This is a genomic window from Streptomyces sp. NPDC027663 (assembly GCF_055566415.1).
On record NZ_JBVHSK010000001.1, the window covers coordinates 546,809 to 562,546 of the forward strand.

The window sequence follows — 15,738 nt, forward strand, 5'->3', positions numbered from 1 at the left end:
CCGGCTGCCGGGACCGGCGCTGTCGAGGCTGCTCCGGCCGTTCAGGAGCCGTCGGAAGGGGTCGCCGAGGAGGCTGCCGTCGAGGAGGCCGCTCCGCGCCGTACCCGCCGCCGTGCCACCCGCCGGGTCTCCGCGCCCGCCGGTGCCCCTGTGACCGAGGAGGCCGCCGTGGCCGACGAGAACGCCGGCGAGGCGGAGGAGTCCGCGCGCGCCCACACCCCGGAGGTCCCCGCGACCACGCACACCACCGAGCCCGCCCCCGCCGCGCAGACCCCTGCCGCCGAGCCCGCCCCCACCGCCGAGGCCGGCGCGCCGCGCCGTGCCCGGCGCCGGGCGGTGCGGGCCGCGTCCGGGTTCTCCGAGCCCGCCCGCTCCGCCGAGGCCGGCGAGTCCGCCGAGGGCGATGCCCCACGCCGGCCCGCCCGCCCCGCCGTCGCCGTCTTCCAGGCGCCGGTGTTCGCCGAGCCCCGGTTCCAGACCCCGGAGCGCGCCGCTGCCGAGGCCGCCGCTGAGGCCGCCGAGCCGGGGGAGCCCGAGGAGACCGAGGAGTACGCGGAGGAGCGCGCCGAGACCGGTTCGCGCCGCCGCCGACGCCGCCGTGGTGCCGCCGCGGAGGAGTACCGGCCGGCCGAGACCGCCGCCGGGACCGCGGAGACGGAGGAGGCCGCCGAGGCCGTCGAGTCCGCCGAGGACCTCGCCGAGGGCGAGGAGGGCGACGAGACCGAGGGCGCCGAGGGCTTCGAGGAGGCCGGCTCGCGCCGCCGTCGCCGCCGTGGTGGCCGCCGTCGCCGTCGCGGTGAGTCCGCCGAGGGCGAGGCCGGCGAGGGCGTGGACGCCGAGGCCGAGGACCTGGCCGCCGAGCAGGCCGCGCAGGACGCCGAGGACACCGCCGAGCAGGAGGAAGAGGACTCCGAGGAGGCCCACGGCGAGGAGGGCGCCGGGTCCAGCTCCAGCAGCCGCCGTCGCCGTCGCCGCCGTCGCCGGGCCGGTGACACCTCCGGCGAAACCGAGCCGTCCGCCGACGACCCGGAGCGCACGGTCGTCAAGGTCCGCGAGCCGCGCAAGCCCAGCGAGCCGTCCGACGAGGTGCAGTCCATCAAGGGCTCGACCCGTCTGGAGGCCAAGAAGCAGCGCCGTCGGGAAGGCCGTGAGCAGGGGCGCCGTCGCGTCCCGATCATCACCGAGGCCGAGTTCCTGGCCCGCCGCGAGGCCGTCGAGCGCGTGATGGTCGTGCGTCAGCACGGCGACCGCACGCAGATCGGCGTCCTGGAGGACGGCGTGCTCGTCGAGCACTACGTCAACAAGGAGCAGTCGACCTCGTACGTCGGCAACGTCTACCTGGGCAAGGTCCAGAACGTGCTGCCGTCGATGGAGGCCGCCTTCATCGACATCGGCAAGGGCCGCAACGCCGTGCTGTACGCCGGCGAGGTCAACTTCGAGGCGCTCGGCATGGCCAACGGGCCGCGCCGCATCGAGTCCGCCCTGAAGTCCGGCCAGTCCGTCCTCGTCCAGGTGACGAAGGACCCGATCGGGCACAAGGGTGCGCGTCTGACCAGCCAGGTCTCCCTGCCGGGCCGTTACCTCGTGTACGTCCCCGAGGGCTCCATGACCGGTATCAGCCGCAAGCTGCCCGACACCGAGCGGGCCCGGCTGAAGACCATCCTCAAGAAGATCGTCCCCGAGGACGCGGGCGTCATCGTGCGCACCGCCGCCGAGGGCGCGAGCGAGGACGAGCTGCGCCGCGACGTCGAGCGGCTGCAGGCGCAGTGGGAGGACATCCAGAAGAAGGCCAGGAGCGGCAACGCTCCGACGCTGCTGTACGGCGAGCCGGACATGACCGTCCGGGTCGTGCGCGACATCTTCAACGAGGACTTCTCCAAGGTCGTCGTCAGCGGTGACGACGCCTGGTCGACCATCCACGGGTACGTCGCGCACGTCGCCCCGGACCTGGCCGGCCGGCTGTCGAGGTGGACCTCCGAGGTCGACGTCTTCGCCACCTACCGGATCGACGAGCAGCTCGCCAAGGCGCTGGACCGCAAGGTCTGGCTGCCCAGCGGCGGTTCGCTGGTGATCGACCGGACCGAGGCGATGGTCGTCGTCGACGTCAACACCGGCAAGTTCACCGGCCAGGGCGGCAACCTGGAGGAGACGGTCACCAGGAACAACCTGGAGGCGGCCGAGGAGATCGTGCGCCAGCTGCGGCTGCGCGACCTCGGCGGCATCATCGTGATCGACTTCATCGACATGGTCCTGGAGTCCAACCGCGATCTGGTGCTGCGCCGCCTGCTGGAGTGCCTGGGCCGGGACCGTACGAAGCACCAGGTGGCCGAGGTCACCTCGCTGGGCCTGGTCCAGATGACCCGCAAGCGGGTCGGCCAGGGCCTGCTGGAGTCCTTCTCGGAGACCTGCGTCCACTGCAACGGCCGCGGTGTCATCGTCCACCTGGACCAGGCCACCGTGAACGGCGGTGGCGGCGGTAAGCGCAAGAAGCGCGGCCGGGGCGGTGACGTGCAGGAGCACGTGCACGAGACCGCCGCCGTGGCCGTGGAGACCGGCGAGGCCGTCGAGCCCGAGGCGGAGACCGCCGCGGAGGTGGCCGCCGAGGCCGCCGAGCCGGTCGCGCTGCCCGCGCCCGACTTCGCGCCGGACGAGGAGCTGTACAGCAGCGTCGCCGAGGCGGAGGCGGCGGCCGGCCGTGGCCGTACGCGCCGCCGGGCGAGCCGCCGCGCGTCGGCTCCGGCGGGGGCGCCGAAGGCCGAGGCCCGCAAGGGCGAGAAGGCTTCCCGGGCCGAGCGGGCCGCCGAAGCCGGGCAGCCCGCGGAGGCCGCGCCGGCCGAGGTGCCGACCGCACAGGAGGTCACCGCCGAGGAGGCGGCGGCACGCCCGGTGCAGCCGGAGCCGGCCGCCGAGGCGCTGGCCGAGCCCGTGGCCGCCGAGGACCAGGTGGTTCCGGCGCCGCAGGCCGAGGCCCCGGCCGCCGAGGAGGCCGCGCCCAAGGGCCGTACGCGCCGCCGGGCGACCCGGAAGGTGTCGGCTCCGGCTGGTTCCCCCGAGGGTGCCGAGGCGGCCGTGGTGACGGTGCCCGAGGCTCCCGTGCAGGAGGCTCCGGCCGCCGCCGAGGCCGAGCCTGCCGCCGAGGCCGGGCGGCCCGCCGAGGCGCCGGCCGCCGAGAGCGCCGCTCCGGCCCGTCCGCGTCGCCGTGCCGTGCGCAAGGCCACCGCGCCGACCGCGTCAGAGGAGGCGGCCGTCGTGGTCGTCCCGTCGGCCGCGCCCGAGGCGGCGGAGGCCCCGGCGGGCGAGGTGACGGCCGAGGAGGTGGCCGAGGTGACGGCTCCGGCCAAGAAGGCGGCCCGCAAGACCGCCGCCAAGAAGGCCACGGCGAAGAAGGCCACCGCCAAGAAGACCGCGGCCAAGAAGACCACGGCCAAGAAGACCGCCGCCAAGAAGACGACGGCCAAGAAGGCGACGAAGACCGCCAAGACGGCCGCCGCGAAGTCGACGGCGAAGAAGACCGCCACGGTCCCCGCTGCCGGCGACGAGGGCTGACGCCCGCGGTGTGCGGCCCGTCCCGAGTGACGGGCCGCACACCCCTGGGGCCCGGTTTGACCCCCTCGGCCGTGGCCCCGTAACCTTGACCGTCGGCGTGTCCACTGAACACGCCACATCCCCGTAAACCTCTTCCTCCCGGACGCACGGCTGGCCGGGAGAGGTCGTCCCCGGTGTTCCTGGGCGACTGGCCTGCGGGGGTGCCGTTTCTTCGAGCGAAAGTGAGATCCGCGTGTACGCCATCGTGCGCAGCGGTGGTCGCCAGCACAAGGTTGCTGTCGGCGACATCGTTGAGGTTGACAAGATTTCCACTGCCAAGGTTGGCGACACGGTCGAGCTCTCGACCCTGCTCGTTGTCGACGGCGACTCCGTGACCAGCGACCCGTGGGTGCTGGCCGGCATCAAGGTCCAGGCCGAGGTCGTGGACCACCACAAGGGCCAGAAGATCGACATTCTGCGCTACAAGAACAAGACCGGCTACCGCCGTCGTCAGGGCCACCGCCAGCAGTACACGGCGATCAAGGTCACGTCGATCCCCGCGGCTGCGAAGTAAGGGACTGAGGAGAAATGGCACACAAGAAGGGCGCATCGTCCACCCGGAACGGTCGCGACTCCAATGCCCAGCGGCTCGGCGTGAAGCGCTTCGGCGGTCAGGTCGTCAACGCGGGTGAGATCCTGGTCCGCCAGCGCGGCACCCACTTCCACCCCGGCGCCGGTGTCGGCCGTGGCGGCGACGACACGCTGTTCGCGCTGCAGGCCGGTGCGGTGGAGTTCGGTACCCACCGTGGCCGCAAGGTCGTGAACATCGTCCCGGTCGCCTGAATCGTCTGAATTCACGGCGTCGACCGAGCGATTCGTTCGAACCTTTCGCGAGGCGGACCTCACTTCCCGGTCGGGAAGGCGGGTCCGCCTTTCGCGTGTTATGCAGTAGACATTCCCGCATTATCTGGAGGCACTGAACCATGACCACCTTCGTGGACCGCGTCGAACTGCACGTCGCCGCGGGTAGCGGAGGCCACGGCTGTGCCTCCGTCCATCGTGAGAAGTTCAAGCCGCTCGGCGGCCCCGACGGTGGTAACGGCGGCCGTGGCGGTGACGTCATCCTGACCGTGGACCAGTCGGTCACCACGCTTCTGGACTACCACCACTCCCCGCACCGCAAGGCCACCAACGGCAAGCCCGGCGAGGGCGGCAACCGCTCCGGCAAGGACGGCCAGGACCTGATCCTGCCGGTGCCGGACGGCACGGTCGTGCTGGACAAGGCGGGCAACGTGCTCGCCGACCTGGTCGGCCACGGCACCTCGTACATTGCCGCGCAGGGCGGCCGGGGCGGCCTCGGCAACGCGGCGCTGGCGAGCGCCCGCCGCAAGGCGCCCGGCTTCGCGCTGCTCGGCGTGCCCGGGGACCTGCAGGACATCGTCCTGGAGCTGAAGACGGTCGCCGACGTGGCTCTGGTGGGCTACCCGAGCGCCGGCAAGTCCTCGCTGATCTCCGTGCTGAGCGCGGCCAAGCCGAAGATCGCCGACTACCCGTTCACCACGCTGGTCCCGAACCTGGGCGTGGTGACCGCCGGCTCCACCGTCTACACCATCGCCGACGTGCCCGGTCTCATCCCCGGCGCCAGCCAGGGCCGCGGCCTCGGCCTGGAGTTCCTGCGGCACGTGGAGCGGTGCAGCGTACTGGTGCACGTGCTCGACACCGCCACGCTGGAGTCCGACCGTGACCCGGTCTCCGACCTCGACATCATCGAGGAGGAGCTGCGGCAGTACGGCGGCCTCGACAACCGGCCCCGGATCGTCGTCCTGAACAAGGTCGACGTCCCGGACGGCAAGGACCTCGCCGAGATGGTCCGGCCCGACCTGGAGGCCCGCGGCTACCGCGTCTTCGAGGTGTCGGCCGTCGCCCACATCGGCCTGCGCGAGCTGTCCTTCGCGCTCGGCGATCTGGTCGCGAGGGCGCGTGCGGCCAAGCCGAAGGAGGAGGCGACGCGGATCGTCATCCGGCCCAAGGCCGTGGACGACGCGGGCTTCACCGTCGTCCGCGAGGAGGTCGGCGGCGAGCCGCTGTTCCGGGTGCGGGGCGAGAAGCCGGAGCGCTGGGTCCGCCAGACCGACTTCAACAACGACGAGGCCGTCGGCTACCTCGCCGACCGGCTCAACCGCCTCGGCGTGGAGGAACAGCTGATGAAGGCGGGCGCCCGGGCCGGCGACGGCGTCGCCATCGGCCCCGAGGAGAACGCGGTCGTCTTCGACTGGGAGCCGACGGTCATGGCCGGCGCGGAGATGCTCGGCCGACGCGGCGAGGACCACCGCTTCGACGCCCCGCGTCCTGCGGCCCAGCGCCGCAGGGACAAGGAAGCGGAGCGGGACGAGGCACTGCACGCGTACGACGAGTTCGACCCGTTCGAGTAGGAGGCACGGCCGCCGCCTCCCCTCCGGCAAGGTGAACGCCGGGAAAATCGGCGGCGGCTGTGAGGGCAACCCAGCCCCGCCCCGGTGAGTCGAACAGTGCGGCACGAAGAGGATCTTGGTCCTTTTCGTGCCGCATCTCTGTTTCCCGACTTCCGGAGCCGACGTGCCTGACCAGCCCCGTTCCTTCCCCCGTCGCACCCTGGCCCTCGCCACCGGCATCGCCCTGGCCGCCGGTGCCCTGCTGGCGGTTCCCGCGGCGGACGCCGCCCCGCAGCCGCCCGCCGAGCAGGTGCGCGCCGACTTCAACGGCGACGGGTACGGCGACCTGGCCGTCGCCGCGCCGTACGCGACCGTGAGCGGCAAGACCCGCGCCGGGTACGTGGCCGTGCTGTACGGGTCGCCCCAGGGGCTCACCGCCAAGAAGGTGTACACGCAGGCCTCCCCCGGCGTACCCGGAGCAGTGGAGAAGTCCGACCTCTTCGGGACCCGGCTGGTCGACGCCGACCTGGACGGCGACGGCTTCACCGACCTGCTGGTCGGCTCCGGCGGTGAGCGGTGGACGCAGGACGGCATCGACCGCGAGAGCAGCAGCACCGTGCTGTGGGGCGGCCCGAAGGGATTCGTCTCCGGGACGGTGCTGCCCGCCCAGGACACCGGCCGATACCAGGACGCGCTGACGGCCGCCGGTGACTTCGACGGCGACGGACACCAGGACCTCGCGCGCAGCGGGCGGGTCCTGTTCGGCCCGCTCGGCCGGGACGGCCGCCCCGCGCGCACCCAGGAGGGCGCGGAGTTCGGGGACGGCGACGTGAACACGATCGCGGTGGCGGCGGGGGACACCGACGGCGACGGCACCGACGACATCGTGGCGCTGACCCGCTCGTGGGACCGGGACGACGAGGGCGACTACGGCCAGGCCGTGTTCTCCGTGCGCGGCAGCCGCGAGGGACTGCGCACCCCGGTCGGCCTGAGGGACCTGAGCGGACCGGAGGGCGACGACATCGCGCTCGGCGACCTCAACGGCGACGGCCGGGCGGATCTGGTCGTCGGCGGCCGGACCCTGCGGATCGCCTACGCGGGCAAGCAGGGCCTCGGCCCCGGCAGGCCCCAGGTGATCAGCCAGGACACCCCCGGGGTGCCCGGCACCCAGGAGGCCGGGGACGGATTCGGCCACGCCCTGGCCGTCGGTGACGTGACCGGCGACGGCCGCGCCGACATCCTGGCCGGCGTCCCCTTCGAGGGCTTCGGCGGGCTGCGCAGCCCCGGCACCTTCGCCGTCGTACCCGGCGGGCCCTCCGGGGTGACGGGTGCCGGGACCAAGGTGTTCAGCCAGGACAGCGCCGGTGTGCCCGGAACGGCGGAGAAGGACGACTGGTTCGGTGCCGCCGTGCACCTCGTCGACGGCAACGGTGACGGCAGGGCCGAGCCGGTGGTCGGTGCGCCGTTGGAGGACACCCGCGCCGGTGCGTTCTGGGTGTTCCCGGGACGGACGAGCACCAAGGGGTCCTTCACCGTCGGCGCCCGGGCCCTCGGCACGACCGCGACCGGCGCCGAACTCGGCTCCGTCTTCCCCAACTGACTCTTTCGTACTCACGATTCCAGGACATTCATGAACTCCTCCTCCCAGCGCCGCGCTCTGCTGGCGACGGCCACCGGCCTCACCCTCGCCGCCGGCGCCCTCGCGGTTCCCGCCGCCGCGGTCCCCGCGCAGGCGGCCGCGGCCGCGAGCAGCAAGCACCTGCACGACGACTTCAACGGCGACGGCTACGCCGACGTCGCCGTCGGCGCCCCCGGCACCGCCCTCGGAAGTCAGCGCGGCGCGGGCGCCGTCACCGTGCTGTACGGCTCGGCGAAGGGCCTGTCGACCGCCCGCAAGCAGGTGCTGGCCTGGCCGGGCCGGAAGAACGCGGAGTCGCCGGAAGGCGGTTACGGCAGCAGTCTGCGCACCGCGGACCTCGACGAGGACGGCTACGCCGATCTGCTCTCGACCGTGTCGTGGACCCCGATGGACGGCGATCACGGCACTTTCATCGAGGTCAACTGGGGCGGACCGAAGGGCCTTTCGGCAACACCGACGCTGCTGTCGGGACTGCCGGACGCCACCGCGATGAAGGACTTCACCGTCGCCGACGTGGACGGCGACAAGCACCCCGACCTCGTGCGGCTCGGCGTCCACCCCGAGACCGACCCGAAGGCGGACGGAGCCGTGCAGCACGGGCCGTTCACCCGCACCAACCCCGCGGGGACCAGCACGACGTACTTCACCGTCGACCCGGACCGGATGGAACTGACCCAGTCCCTGACCGCCGGCGACGTGAACGGTGACGGCATCGCCGACCTCGCCGTGCGCACCCATTTCATGGACGAGTCGGATTCCCGGGGCGTCGCCCTGCTGCTCGGCGGACCCGGCGGCTTCACGAACAAGGGCTGGCTGTCCGACACCGAGCACCGCTCGATCGGCGGCGAGCAGGTGGTGATCGGCGACCTCAACCACGACCGCTACGGCGACATCGTCGTCGGCCACTCCGCCGACGGCTACGACAGCGACGCCTGGATGCCGACCAAGGGCGGGGCGCTGGGCGTGGTCTACGGCGGCCCGCAGGGCACCTCCACCACGCTGAAGCCGGTGTGGATCAACCAGGACACCGCGGGGGTGCCCGGTGCCGGCGAGTTCCACGACGGCATGGGCGCCGCCCTGTCGATCGGCGACACCGACGGCGACGGATACAACGACCTCGCCACCGGCCTGCCCGGCGAGGACTTCGACGGCCTGACCGACGCGGGCACGGTGCTGGTGCTGCGCGGCAGCGCCAAGGGCCTGACCGCCAAGGGCGCCAAGGTCCTCCACCAGAACACCGCGGGTGTGCCCGGCACCGCCGAGAAGGGCGACCGGTTCGGCCGGGCGACCGCACTGGTCGACGCCGGCGGCGACAAGAAGGCCGAGCTGATCGTCGGCGACCCCGACGAGAACACGGGCGAGGGCGCCGTCTGGGCCTTCCCCGCGGCGACCGGCGGCATCACCACGAAGGGTGCCTTCTCCTTCGGTCCCGCCACCGCCGCCCTGCCCATGTGGCAGGCCTTCTTCGGCACGTCGCTCGGCGACTGATCCACCGGAACGGTCAAGGAAGCGTGAGCGGAAAGAAGGGGCTGTCCGGCGGGGCGACGCCGGGAGGCGGGGCCCGGTACGACGGGCTCGGCGACCGGGGGCACCTGACGGTCGGGGACGTGAACGGGGCGTGGCGCTTCCGTGCGGTCCGGCTTCGGTTTCTGAGGTGTGGGCGGACGGCTGGGGCCCGTTTCGCCTCCTGAGGCGTAGGCGGCGGGACGGATTCCGATCTACCGTCAGACCCGTTGTGGCGCAAAGGTTTTGCCGTGCCGCAACGGGTCTTCTGTTGTCTGCCCACTTGTCATGCCCTTGATGGAGGTCGTTCAGCAGGCGGACCGTCCGGCCGTGGGAACTTCCGAATGTCCGACAGACCAGTCCAAGTGGCCACTGTGGCAAGGGAGTCAGCGCATGACCGCACCATCGCCCGACCGCCGCCGCATCCTGACCGCCGGAGCCGCCCTGCTCGGCGCGGCCGCCTCCGCCCAGCTGTGGCTGCCCGGCACCGCCCGCGCCGCCGACACCCCGCTGCCCGACGGGGTGTTCACGCTCGGCGTCACCTCCGGCGATCCGCTGCCCGACGGCATCGTGCTGTGGACCAGACTCGCGCCCGACCCGCTGAACGGCGGCGGCATGCCCGACGCGGTCTTCCCCGTGGAGTGGGAGATCGCCGAGGACGAGCGGTTCCGCAGGATCGCCCGCAGCGGCACCGCCCAGGCCCGCCCGGAACTCGGCCACAGCGTCCACGTCGACGTCCGCGGCCTGCGCCCGGACCGCTCGTACTGGTACCGCTTCCGGGCCGGCGGCCAGCTCTCACCCACCGGCCGCACCCGCACCGCACCCCACCCGCACCGGCGCGGCGGCTCGCTGCGCGTCGCCCTCGCCTCCTGCCAGAACTGGCAGCACGGCTACTTCACGCCGTACGCCGACATGCTCGCCCAGGACCCCGACTTCGTCCTCTTCGTCGGCGACTACATCTACGAGTCCGGGCCGTCCGCCACCGCCGTACGGCGGCACGAGGGCAAGGGCGAGCCGTACACCCTCGCGCAGTACCGCAACCGGTACGCCCAGTACCGCACCGACCCCGACCTCGCCGCGATGCACGCGAACGCCCCCTGGGTGGTCACCTTCGACGACCACGAGGTGGACAACGACTGGGCCGGCGAGATCCCGCAGGACCCGGACAAGCAGCCGCACGACAAGTTCGTGGCGCGGCTGACCGCGGCCTTCCAGGCGTACTACGAGCACATGCCGGTGCGCGCCGCCTCGGTCCCCACGGGTCCGCACATCCAGATGTACCGTCGCCTGGAGTTCGGCCGGCTGGCCCGGCTGAACGTCCTGGACACCCGGCAGTTCCGCAGCGACCAGGCCACCACCCAGGAAGGTGCCGAGGCGCCCTCGCAGACCATGCTGGGAGCCGAGCAGAAGCAGTGGCTGCTGGACGGGCTGTACGACTCCCCGGCCCGCTGGAACCTCATCGCCTCACAGATCATGATGGCCGAGACCGACCTGCTGCCCGGCGACGGCAAGCTCTGGTACTACGACGCCTGGGACGGCTACCAGGTCGAACGCAACGCCCTGCTGGAGGAGTTCGCCGACGTCCGCAACCCGGTCGTGCTCAGCGGCGACCGCCACCTGACGATGATCAGCGACCTGAAGACGGACTACGCCGACCCGGACTCCGACGTGGTCGGCGCCGAGTTCGTCGGCACCTCCATCTCCAGCAGCGGCGACCAGGACCAGGACGAGTTCCACCGGCAGTGGGACCCGCTGAAGGCGGACAACCCGCACTGGAAGTTCATCGACGCCCACCGCGGCTACCACCTGTTCGACATCCGGCGCGACGGCATCGACGCACGGGTCCGGGGCGTCGACACCGTGCTGAGGCCGCAGGCGACGGCGAGCACCCTGGCCCGGCTGCGGGTGGAGTCCGACGAACCGGGCGTCCGGCTCGTGTGATGCCCGAGGAAGCCCCGGACCGCCGGCTCGTGCGCTGATCGCCCGGCTCGCGGAGCGGCTCGGTGGCGGTTCGTACACGTCTGGTCACGTTGCGTTCACGCATGTTCGCGTGGTGGCCGGGGTCCTGGTCCACGACCCCGGCCACGACCGGGGCGGCCGATGCGCATCTTCGAGACACTGCTCGGCCTGCCCGGGAATCCCCTTCGGTCGCCCCCGGACACCGCAAATCGGTCACTCGCCCTGGCCGAGACCGAAATGCTGCGGAATCTTTATGTGGAATTCCGTGACAATGGACTCACGGACGAGCTGCATTCCCGTCTCGTCCGGTGCGGTGCCGCACCGGATATGAAGAACACGTGCAGCGAGCAGCCGGCGTGACCCCGGTGTGCCGCGTGCACCGGACGTCGCCGAAGGGTCCGGTGCGGGTACCGGGGCGCCGGTGCCCGAAGCGGCTGCGGCGGCGCTGGCACCCCGCTCGCGGGGACCTGTGGACTTACTCACAGCAAATTCACGGGGGTTCACACCGCCCCCCGCCAATCACCAGGAGCGCAAGGTGAATGACAGGTTGCGCTCACATATGCATGGGACGTCACTCACCTTGCACTGCGGTTACCCGAGGTGGGACCATTTCACGGTTCCCTGTCGCCGCAAGGTAGGTCAGCCTGTGTCCCAGCACATAGCCAAGCCCCGAACCACCGCAGTGATCCTGGCCGGTGGCACCGGTCAGCGGGTGGGTCTGTCGATCCCCAAGCAGCTGCTGAAGATCGCCGGCAAGGCAGTCATCGAGCACACCCTGACCACCTTCGAGAACGCCGACTCGATCGACGACATCATCGTGCTGATGGCCCCAGGCTATGTGCCGGACGTCGAGAAGATCGTCGCCAAGGCCGGCTTCACCAAGGTGAAGAAGGTCATCGAGGGCGGCTCGACCCGGAACGAGACCACCGAGCGCGCCATCTCCGCGCTGCGTGAGGGCCTGGCCGAGGGCGAGGACCTCAACGTCCTCTTCCACGACGCGGTGCGTCCGCTGCTCTCGCAGCGCGTCATCGACGACTGCGTGACCGCGCTGGAGCGCTACCAGGCGGTGGACGTCGCCATCCCGTCCGCGGACACGATCATCGTGACCCGCACGCACGGCGAGGACGGCGAGTTCATCACCGAGATCCCGGACCGCTCCCGGCTGCGCCGCGGCCAGACCCCGCAGGCCTTCAAGCTGTCCACGATCCGCCGCGCCTACGAGGTCGCCTCCGGCGACCCCAACTTCCAGGCCACGGACGACTGCTCGGTGGTCCTCAAGTACCTGCCGGACGTGCCGATCCACGTAGTCGCGGGTGACGAGTACAACATGAAGGTGACCCAGCCGGTCGACGTCTTCATCGCCGACAAGCTCTTCCAGCTCGCCTCCACCGCTGCGCCCGAGCAGAACGGTGAGGAGGCCTACCGCGAGCTGCTGACCGGCAAGACGATCGTCATCTTCGGCGGCTCCTACGGCATCGGCAAGGACATCGCCGAACTCGCCGGGTCCTACGGCGCGAACGTCTACGCCCTGGGCCGCTCCACCACCGGCACCCACGTGGAGAATCCGGAGGAGGTCGACGACGCGCTGTCCAAGGCGTACGCCGAGACCGGCCGGATCGACTACGTCGTCAACACCGCGGGCGTGCTGCGCATCGGCAAGCTCGCCGAGACCGACAACGCCACCATCGAGGAGGCACTGAAGGTCAACTACCTGGCCCCGGTGCAGATCGCGCGCTCCTCCTACAAGTACCTGTCCGAGACCAAGGGCCAGCTGCTGCTGTACACCTCCAGCAGCTACACCCGCGGCCGTGCCGAGTACTCCCTCTACTCCTCCACCAAGGCCGCCATGGTGAATCTCACCCAGGCGCTGTCCGACGAGTGGGCCGGCGACGGCATCCGCGTCAACTGCATCAACCCCGAGCGCACCGCCACCCCGATGCGCACCAAGGCCTTCGGTCAGGAGCCGGCGGGCTCGCTGCTCTCCTCCGAGGCCGTGGCCCGTACCTCCCTCGACGTGCTGCTGTCGGAGCTGACCGGCCACGTCATCGACGTTCGCCAGCAGGACCCGACCGCGGGTGCCGCCCAGGCCTCCGGCTTCGAGCAGGCGCTGGCCGCGGTGCTGGACCGTCAGGACGGCGTGTAATAATCGGGAGTCATTAAGACTTTGGGAATTCAGGCCTCTGTGGGTGCCCGTTCACCGGGCATTCGCAGAGGCCTGAATCCGTACCCCGCATAAATTTCCGGTGCCTTCCGGCATTTCTGTACAAAACCGGCACTCCCCCTCCCAGAGCAGGTTCTCCGTGATATCCACCGCTATTCGCGTCGCCCGGGTGGGCAGCGCGGCCGAGCTGGCCGCGGCGGCCCTCGTGATGCTGGGCTTCCCGGCGCTCATGCTGGCCGCGCTCGTCCCGAGCGTTCCCGCCTTCGCGGCCCTGGCCGCCGTGACGTACCTGGCGGACCACTATCTGCACCGCAAGGGCAGCTACCTGATCAACCGCCTGAGCAAGGTCCGGGCGGGGCTGTCGATCCGCTTCCTGATCCGGCAGCTGCTGCTGATCCTGCTGCTGGCCCGCCTCTCTCTCGCGGGCGACCTGATCTTCTACGGCGCGGTCGCCTGCTTCATAGCCTTCTACGGCCTGCAGGCCCCGCACGGTGCCCTGGTCACCCTCATCCGCAACCGCCGCCGGATGCCGGTCGCCACCCGCAACATCGACCTGAAGTCCCGCATCCGTATCCCGGACGCCCCGCCGCGCCGCCTGCTGCACCGCTCCGCGGAGAAGATGCTGCACCTCGACCTGTTCGCGGTCGTCGGCATCCTGGTCTCCGCGGAGCTGGAGTCGGCCGGCTTCGGCTTCCTCGGCATCGGTCTCACCGTGGGCCTGGGCACGGGGTACGTCCTGCGCCTCCTGCCGTACGTCCGCAGCAAGAAGATCCCGCCGCGGGCCGACGCCGTCCTCGCCGCCGTCGACGACTGGCTGGCCGTCTACCAGCCCGAGACGGTCCTGTACTTCTCCGGCTCCAAGGACTCCGCCTACCAGGTCAACATGTGGCTGGAGACGATGGAGCAGCTGGACACCCGGCCGCTGATCATCCTCCGCGAGCGCGCCATCCTGAACAACCTCGCGCCCACCACGGTCCCCGTCATCTGCGTGCCCGGAGGGGTGCACCTGATGAACCTGGACCTGTCGACCGTGCGCGTCGCCCTGTACGCGGCCAACGTCGGCAAGAACATCCACCTGCTGCGCGTGCCCACCATGAAGCACGTCTTCATCGGCCACGGCGACAGCGACAAGCTGGCCAGCGTCAACCCGTACAGCAAGGTGTACGACGAGGTGTGGACCGCCGGCCGGGCCGGCCGCGACCGCTACGCCATCGCAGACGTCGGCGTCCGCGACGAAGACATCGTCGAGGTCGGCCGCCCGCAGCTCGCGCCCATCCAGACCTGGCAGGGCGTGCCCGAGGACCGTGTCCCCACGGTCCTGTACGCCCCGACCTGGGAGGGCTGGGACGGCAACCCGGGCAACACCTCGATCGTGCTCGCCGGCGAGAACATCGTCACCCAGCTGATGAGCGCCGACCCGCCGGTCCGTGTCCTGTACAAGCCGCACCCGTTCACCGGCACCGTCAGCAAGGAGGCCGGCGCCGCCCACAAGCGGATCACCGCGCTCGTCGAGAAGGCCGCCGCCGAGCGCGCCGCCGACCCCCGCTTCACCGTCGACACCGCCTCCCAGGAGGCGGCCAAGGCCGAACTCGCCCGCATCGAGGGCCGCCTGGCGGAGCTGGCCGGCACCGGCGGCACCCGGCGCGACGAGGCCGAGGCCACCCGCGACGGCATGGTGGACGTGCACAAGCACGAGGAGATCGCCCGCCTGCGCGCCGAGTGGAACACCGCCTACTGGCGCTCCTTCCCGTCGTACGAGCACCGCGTCATCACGGGCGCCCAGCCGCGCCTGTACGACTGCTTCAACGTCTCCGACGCGATGGTCTCCGACATCTCCTCGGTGGTCTCCGACTTCATCGCGAGCGGCAAGCCGTACGCCGTCACCGACTCCGCCGAGGTGGGTGCCGAGGAGTTCAAGCGGCACAACACCGCCGTGCGCGCCGCGGTGATCCTGTCCAACAGCGCCGCCGAGCTGGGCGGGGTGCTGGACGCCGTGCGCGATCCGTCCGGTGACCCCCTCGCGGACGCCCGCAAGGAGCTGAAGCAGTACCTGCTGGGTCCGGACGAGCCGAAGTCGATCGACCAGTTCAACACCGCGGTCGCCGACCTGGCCCGCAAGGCCGAGACCCGCAACGTCGGCCAGCAGGCCCGGCTGGGCGCGGCGAACGCCGACCCCGCCGAGGCGGCCGAGCTGACCAACGCCCTGCCGGGCCAGCGCACCGCGTCGGCCGGTGACACGGCCGGTGACACGGACGGCGTGAGCGCGGGCTGACCGACAGGCGTCCGTCCGGCCAGGTCCAGTGAAGGGCCCCCGAGGAGCAGTTCCTCGGGGGCCCTTTCTCGTGCGCCCTCTCTTGCCCCCCTCTCAACCGGACCTGAACGGCTCTTACCCACGCCGCGTACTGTCGGTGACATTCGCGTGTGAGGTACGCCACTCATTACGGTGGGTGAGGCAACCGCTTCCCCTGGGTGTCCGTCTAACACATTGCGATTGAGGCGATAACGGGGGAAATAGTCCGTGGACAAGGGGGAAGAGTGAC

At 71.4% G+C, this 15,738-nt stretch carries 9 protein-coding genes; all 9 read left to right on the forward strand.

Translation table 11 applies throughout. The features are described 5' to 3' along the window. Positions 1-3,546: Rne/Rng family ribonuclease (locus ACZ4SF_RS02415; RefSeq protein ID WP_468377114.1), on the forward strand; the 3,546-nt coding region annotated here is incomplete at its 5' end. Positions 3,547-3,778: 232 nt separating this feature from the next. Continuing rightward, the gene (gene rplU, locus ACZ4SF_RS02420; protein WP_030653874.1) at positions 3,779-4,099 is read left to right on the forward strand and encodes a 50S ribosomal protein L21; all 321 of its coding nucleotides are present in this window, start codon (positions 3,779-3,781) and stop codon (positions 4,097-4,099) included. Positions 4,100-4,113: 14 nt separating this feature from the next. Then, positions 4,114-4,368 carry a 50S ribosomal protein L27 gene (gene rpmA / locus ACZ4SF_RS02425; protein WP_023550764.1) on the forward strand — a complete coding sequence of 85 codons (255 nt, stop codon included), beginning with the start codon at positions 4,114-4,116 and terminating at the stop codon, positions 4,366-4,368. Between the two features lie 140 nt (positions 4,369-4,508). Continuing rightward, the gene (obgE, locus tag ACZ4SF_RS02430; protein WP_468377117.1) at positions 4,509-5,957 is read left to right on the forward strand and encodes a GTPase ObgE; all 1,449 of its coding nucleotides are present in this window, start codon (positions 4,509-4,511) and stop codon (positions 5,955-5,957) included. A gap of 163 nt (positions 5,958-6,120) precedes the next feature. Next, positions 6,121-7,536 (forward strand): VCBS repeat-containing protein, encoded by a 1,416-nt coding sequence (locus tag ACZ4SF_RS02435; RefSeq protein ID WP_468377120.1) that lies wholly within the window; start codon positions 6,121-6,123, stop codon positions 7,534-7,536. Positions 7,537-7,566: 30 nt separating this feature from the next. Next, positions 7,567-9,063: an FG-GAP-like repeat-containing protein gene (locus ACZ4SF_RS02440; protein ID WP_468377123.1), complete on the forward strand. Its 1,497-nt coding sequence runs from the start codon at positions 7,567-7,569 to the stop codon at positions 9,061-9,063. Positions 9,064-9,471: 408 nt separating this feature from the next. Further along, on the forward strand, positions 9,472-11,019 hold the full coding sequence (locus ACZ4SF_RS02445) for an alkaline phosphatase D family protein (protein ID WP_468377125.1): 1,548 nt from the start codon (positions 9,472-9,474) through the stop codon (positions 11,017-11,019). Between the two features lie 664 nt (positions 11,020-11,683). Beyond that, on the forward strand, positions 11,684-13,180 hold the full coding sequence (locus ACZ4SF_RS02450; protein ID WP_468377127.1) for a D-ribitol-5-phosphate cytidylyltransferase: 1,497 nt from the start codon (positions 11,684-11,686) through the stop codon (positions 13,178-13,180). Between the two features lie 157 nt (positions 13,181-13,337). Then, a complete protein-coding gene (locus ACZ4SF_RS02455; RefSeq protein ID WP_468377130.1) occupies positions 13,338-15,470 on the forward strand; it encodes a hypothetical protein in 2,133 nt (710 codons plus the stop codon). The last annotated feature ends 268 nt before the right edge of the window (positions 15,471-15,738 follow it).

Coding starts and splice junctions, on each gene's coding strand:
- rpmA (WP_023550764.1), top strand. CDS start 4,114: ATGGCACACAAGAAGGGCGCATCGTCCACCCGGAACGGTCGCGACTCC.
- obgE (WP_468377117.1), top strand. CDS start 4,509: ATGACCACCTTCGTGGACCGCGTCGAACTGCACGTCGCCGCGGGTAGC.
- ACZ4SF_RS02440 (WP_468377123.1), top strand. CDS start 7,567: ATGAACTCCTCCTCCCAGCGCCGCGCTCTGCTGGCGACGGCCACCGGC.
- ACZ4SF_RS02445 (WP_468377125.1), top strand. CDS start 9,472: ATGACCGCACCATCGCCCGACCGCCGCCGCATCCTGACCGCCGGAGCC.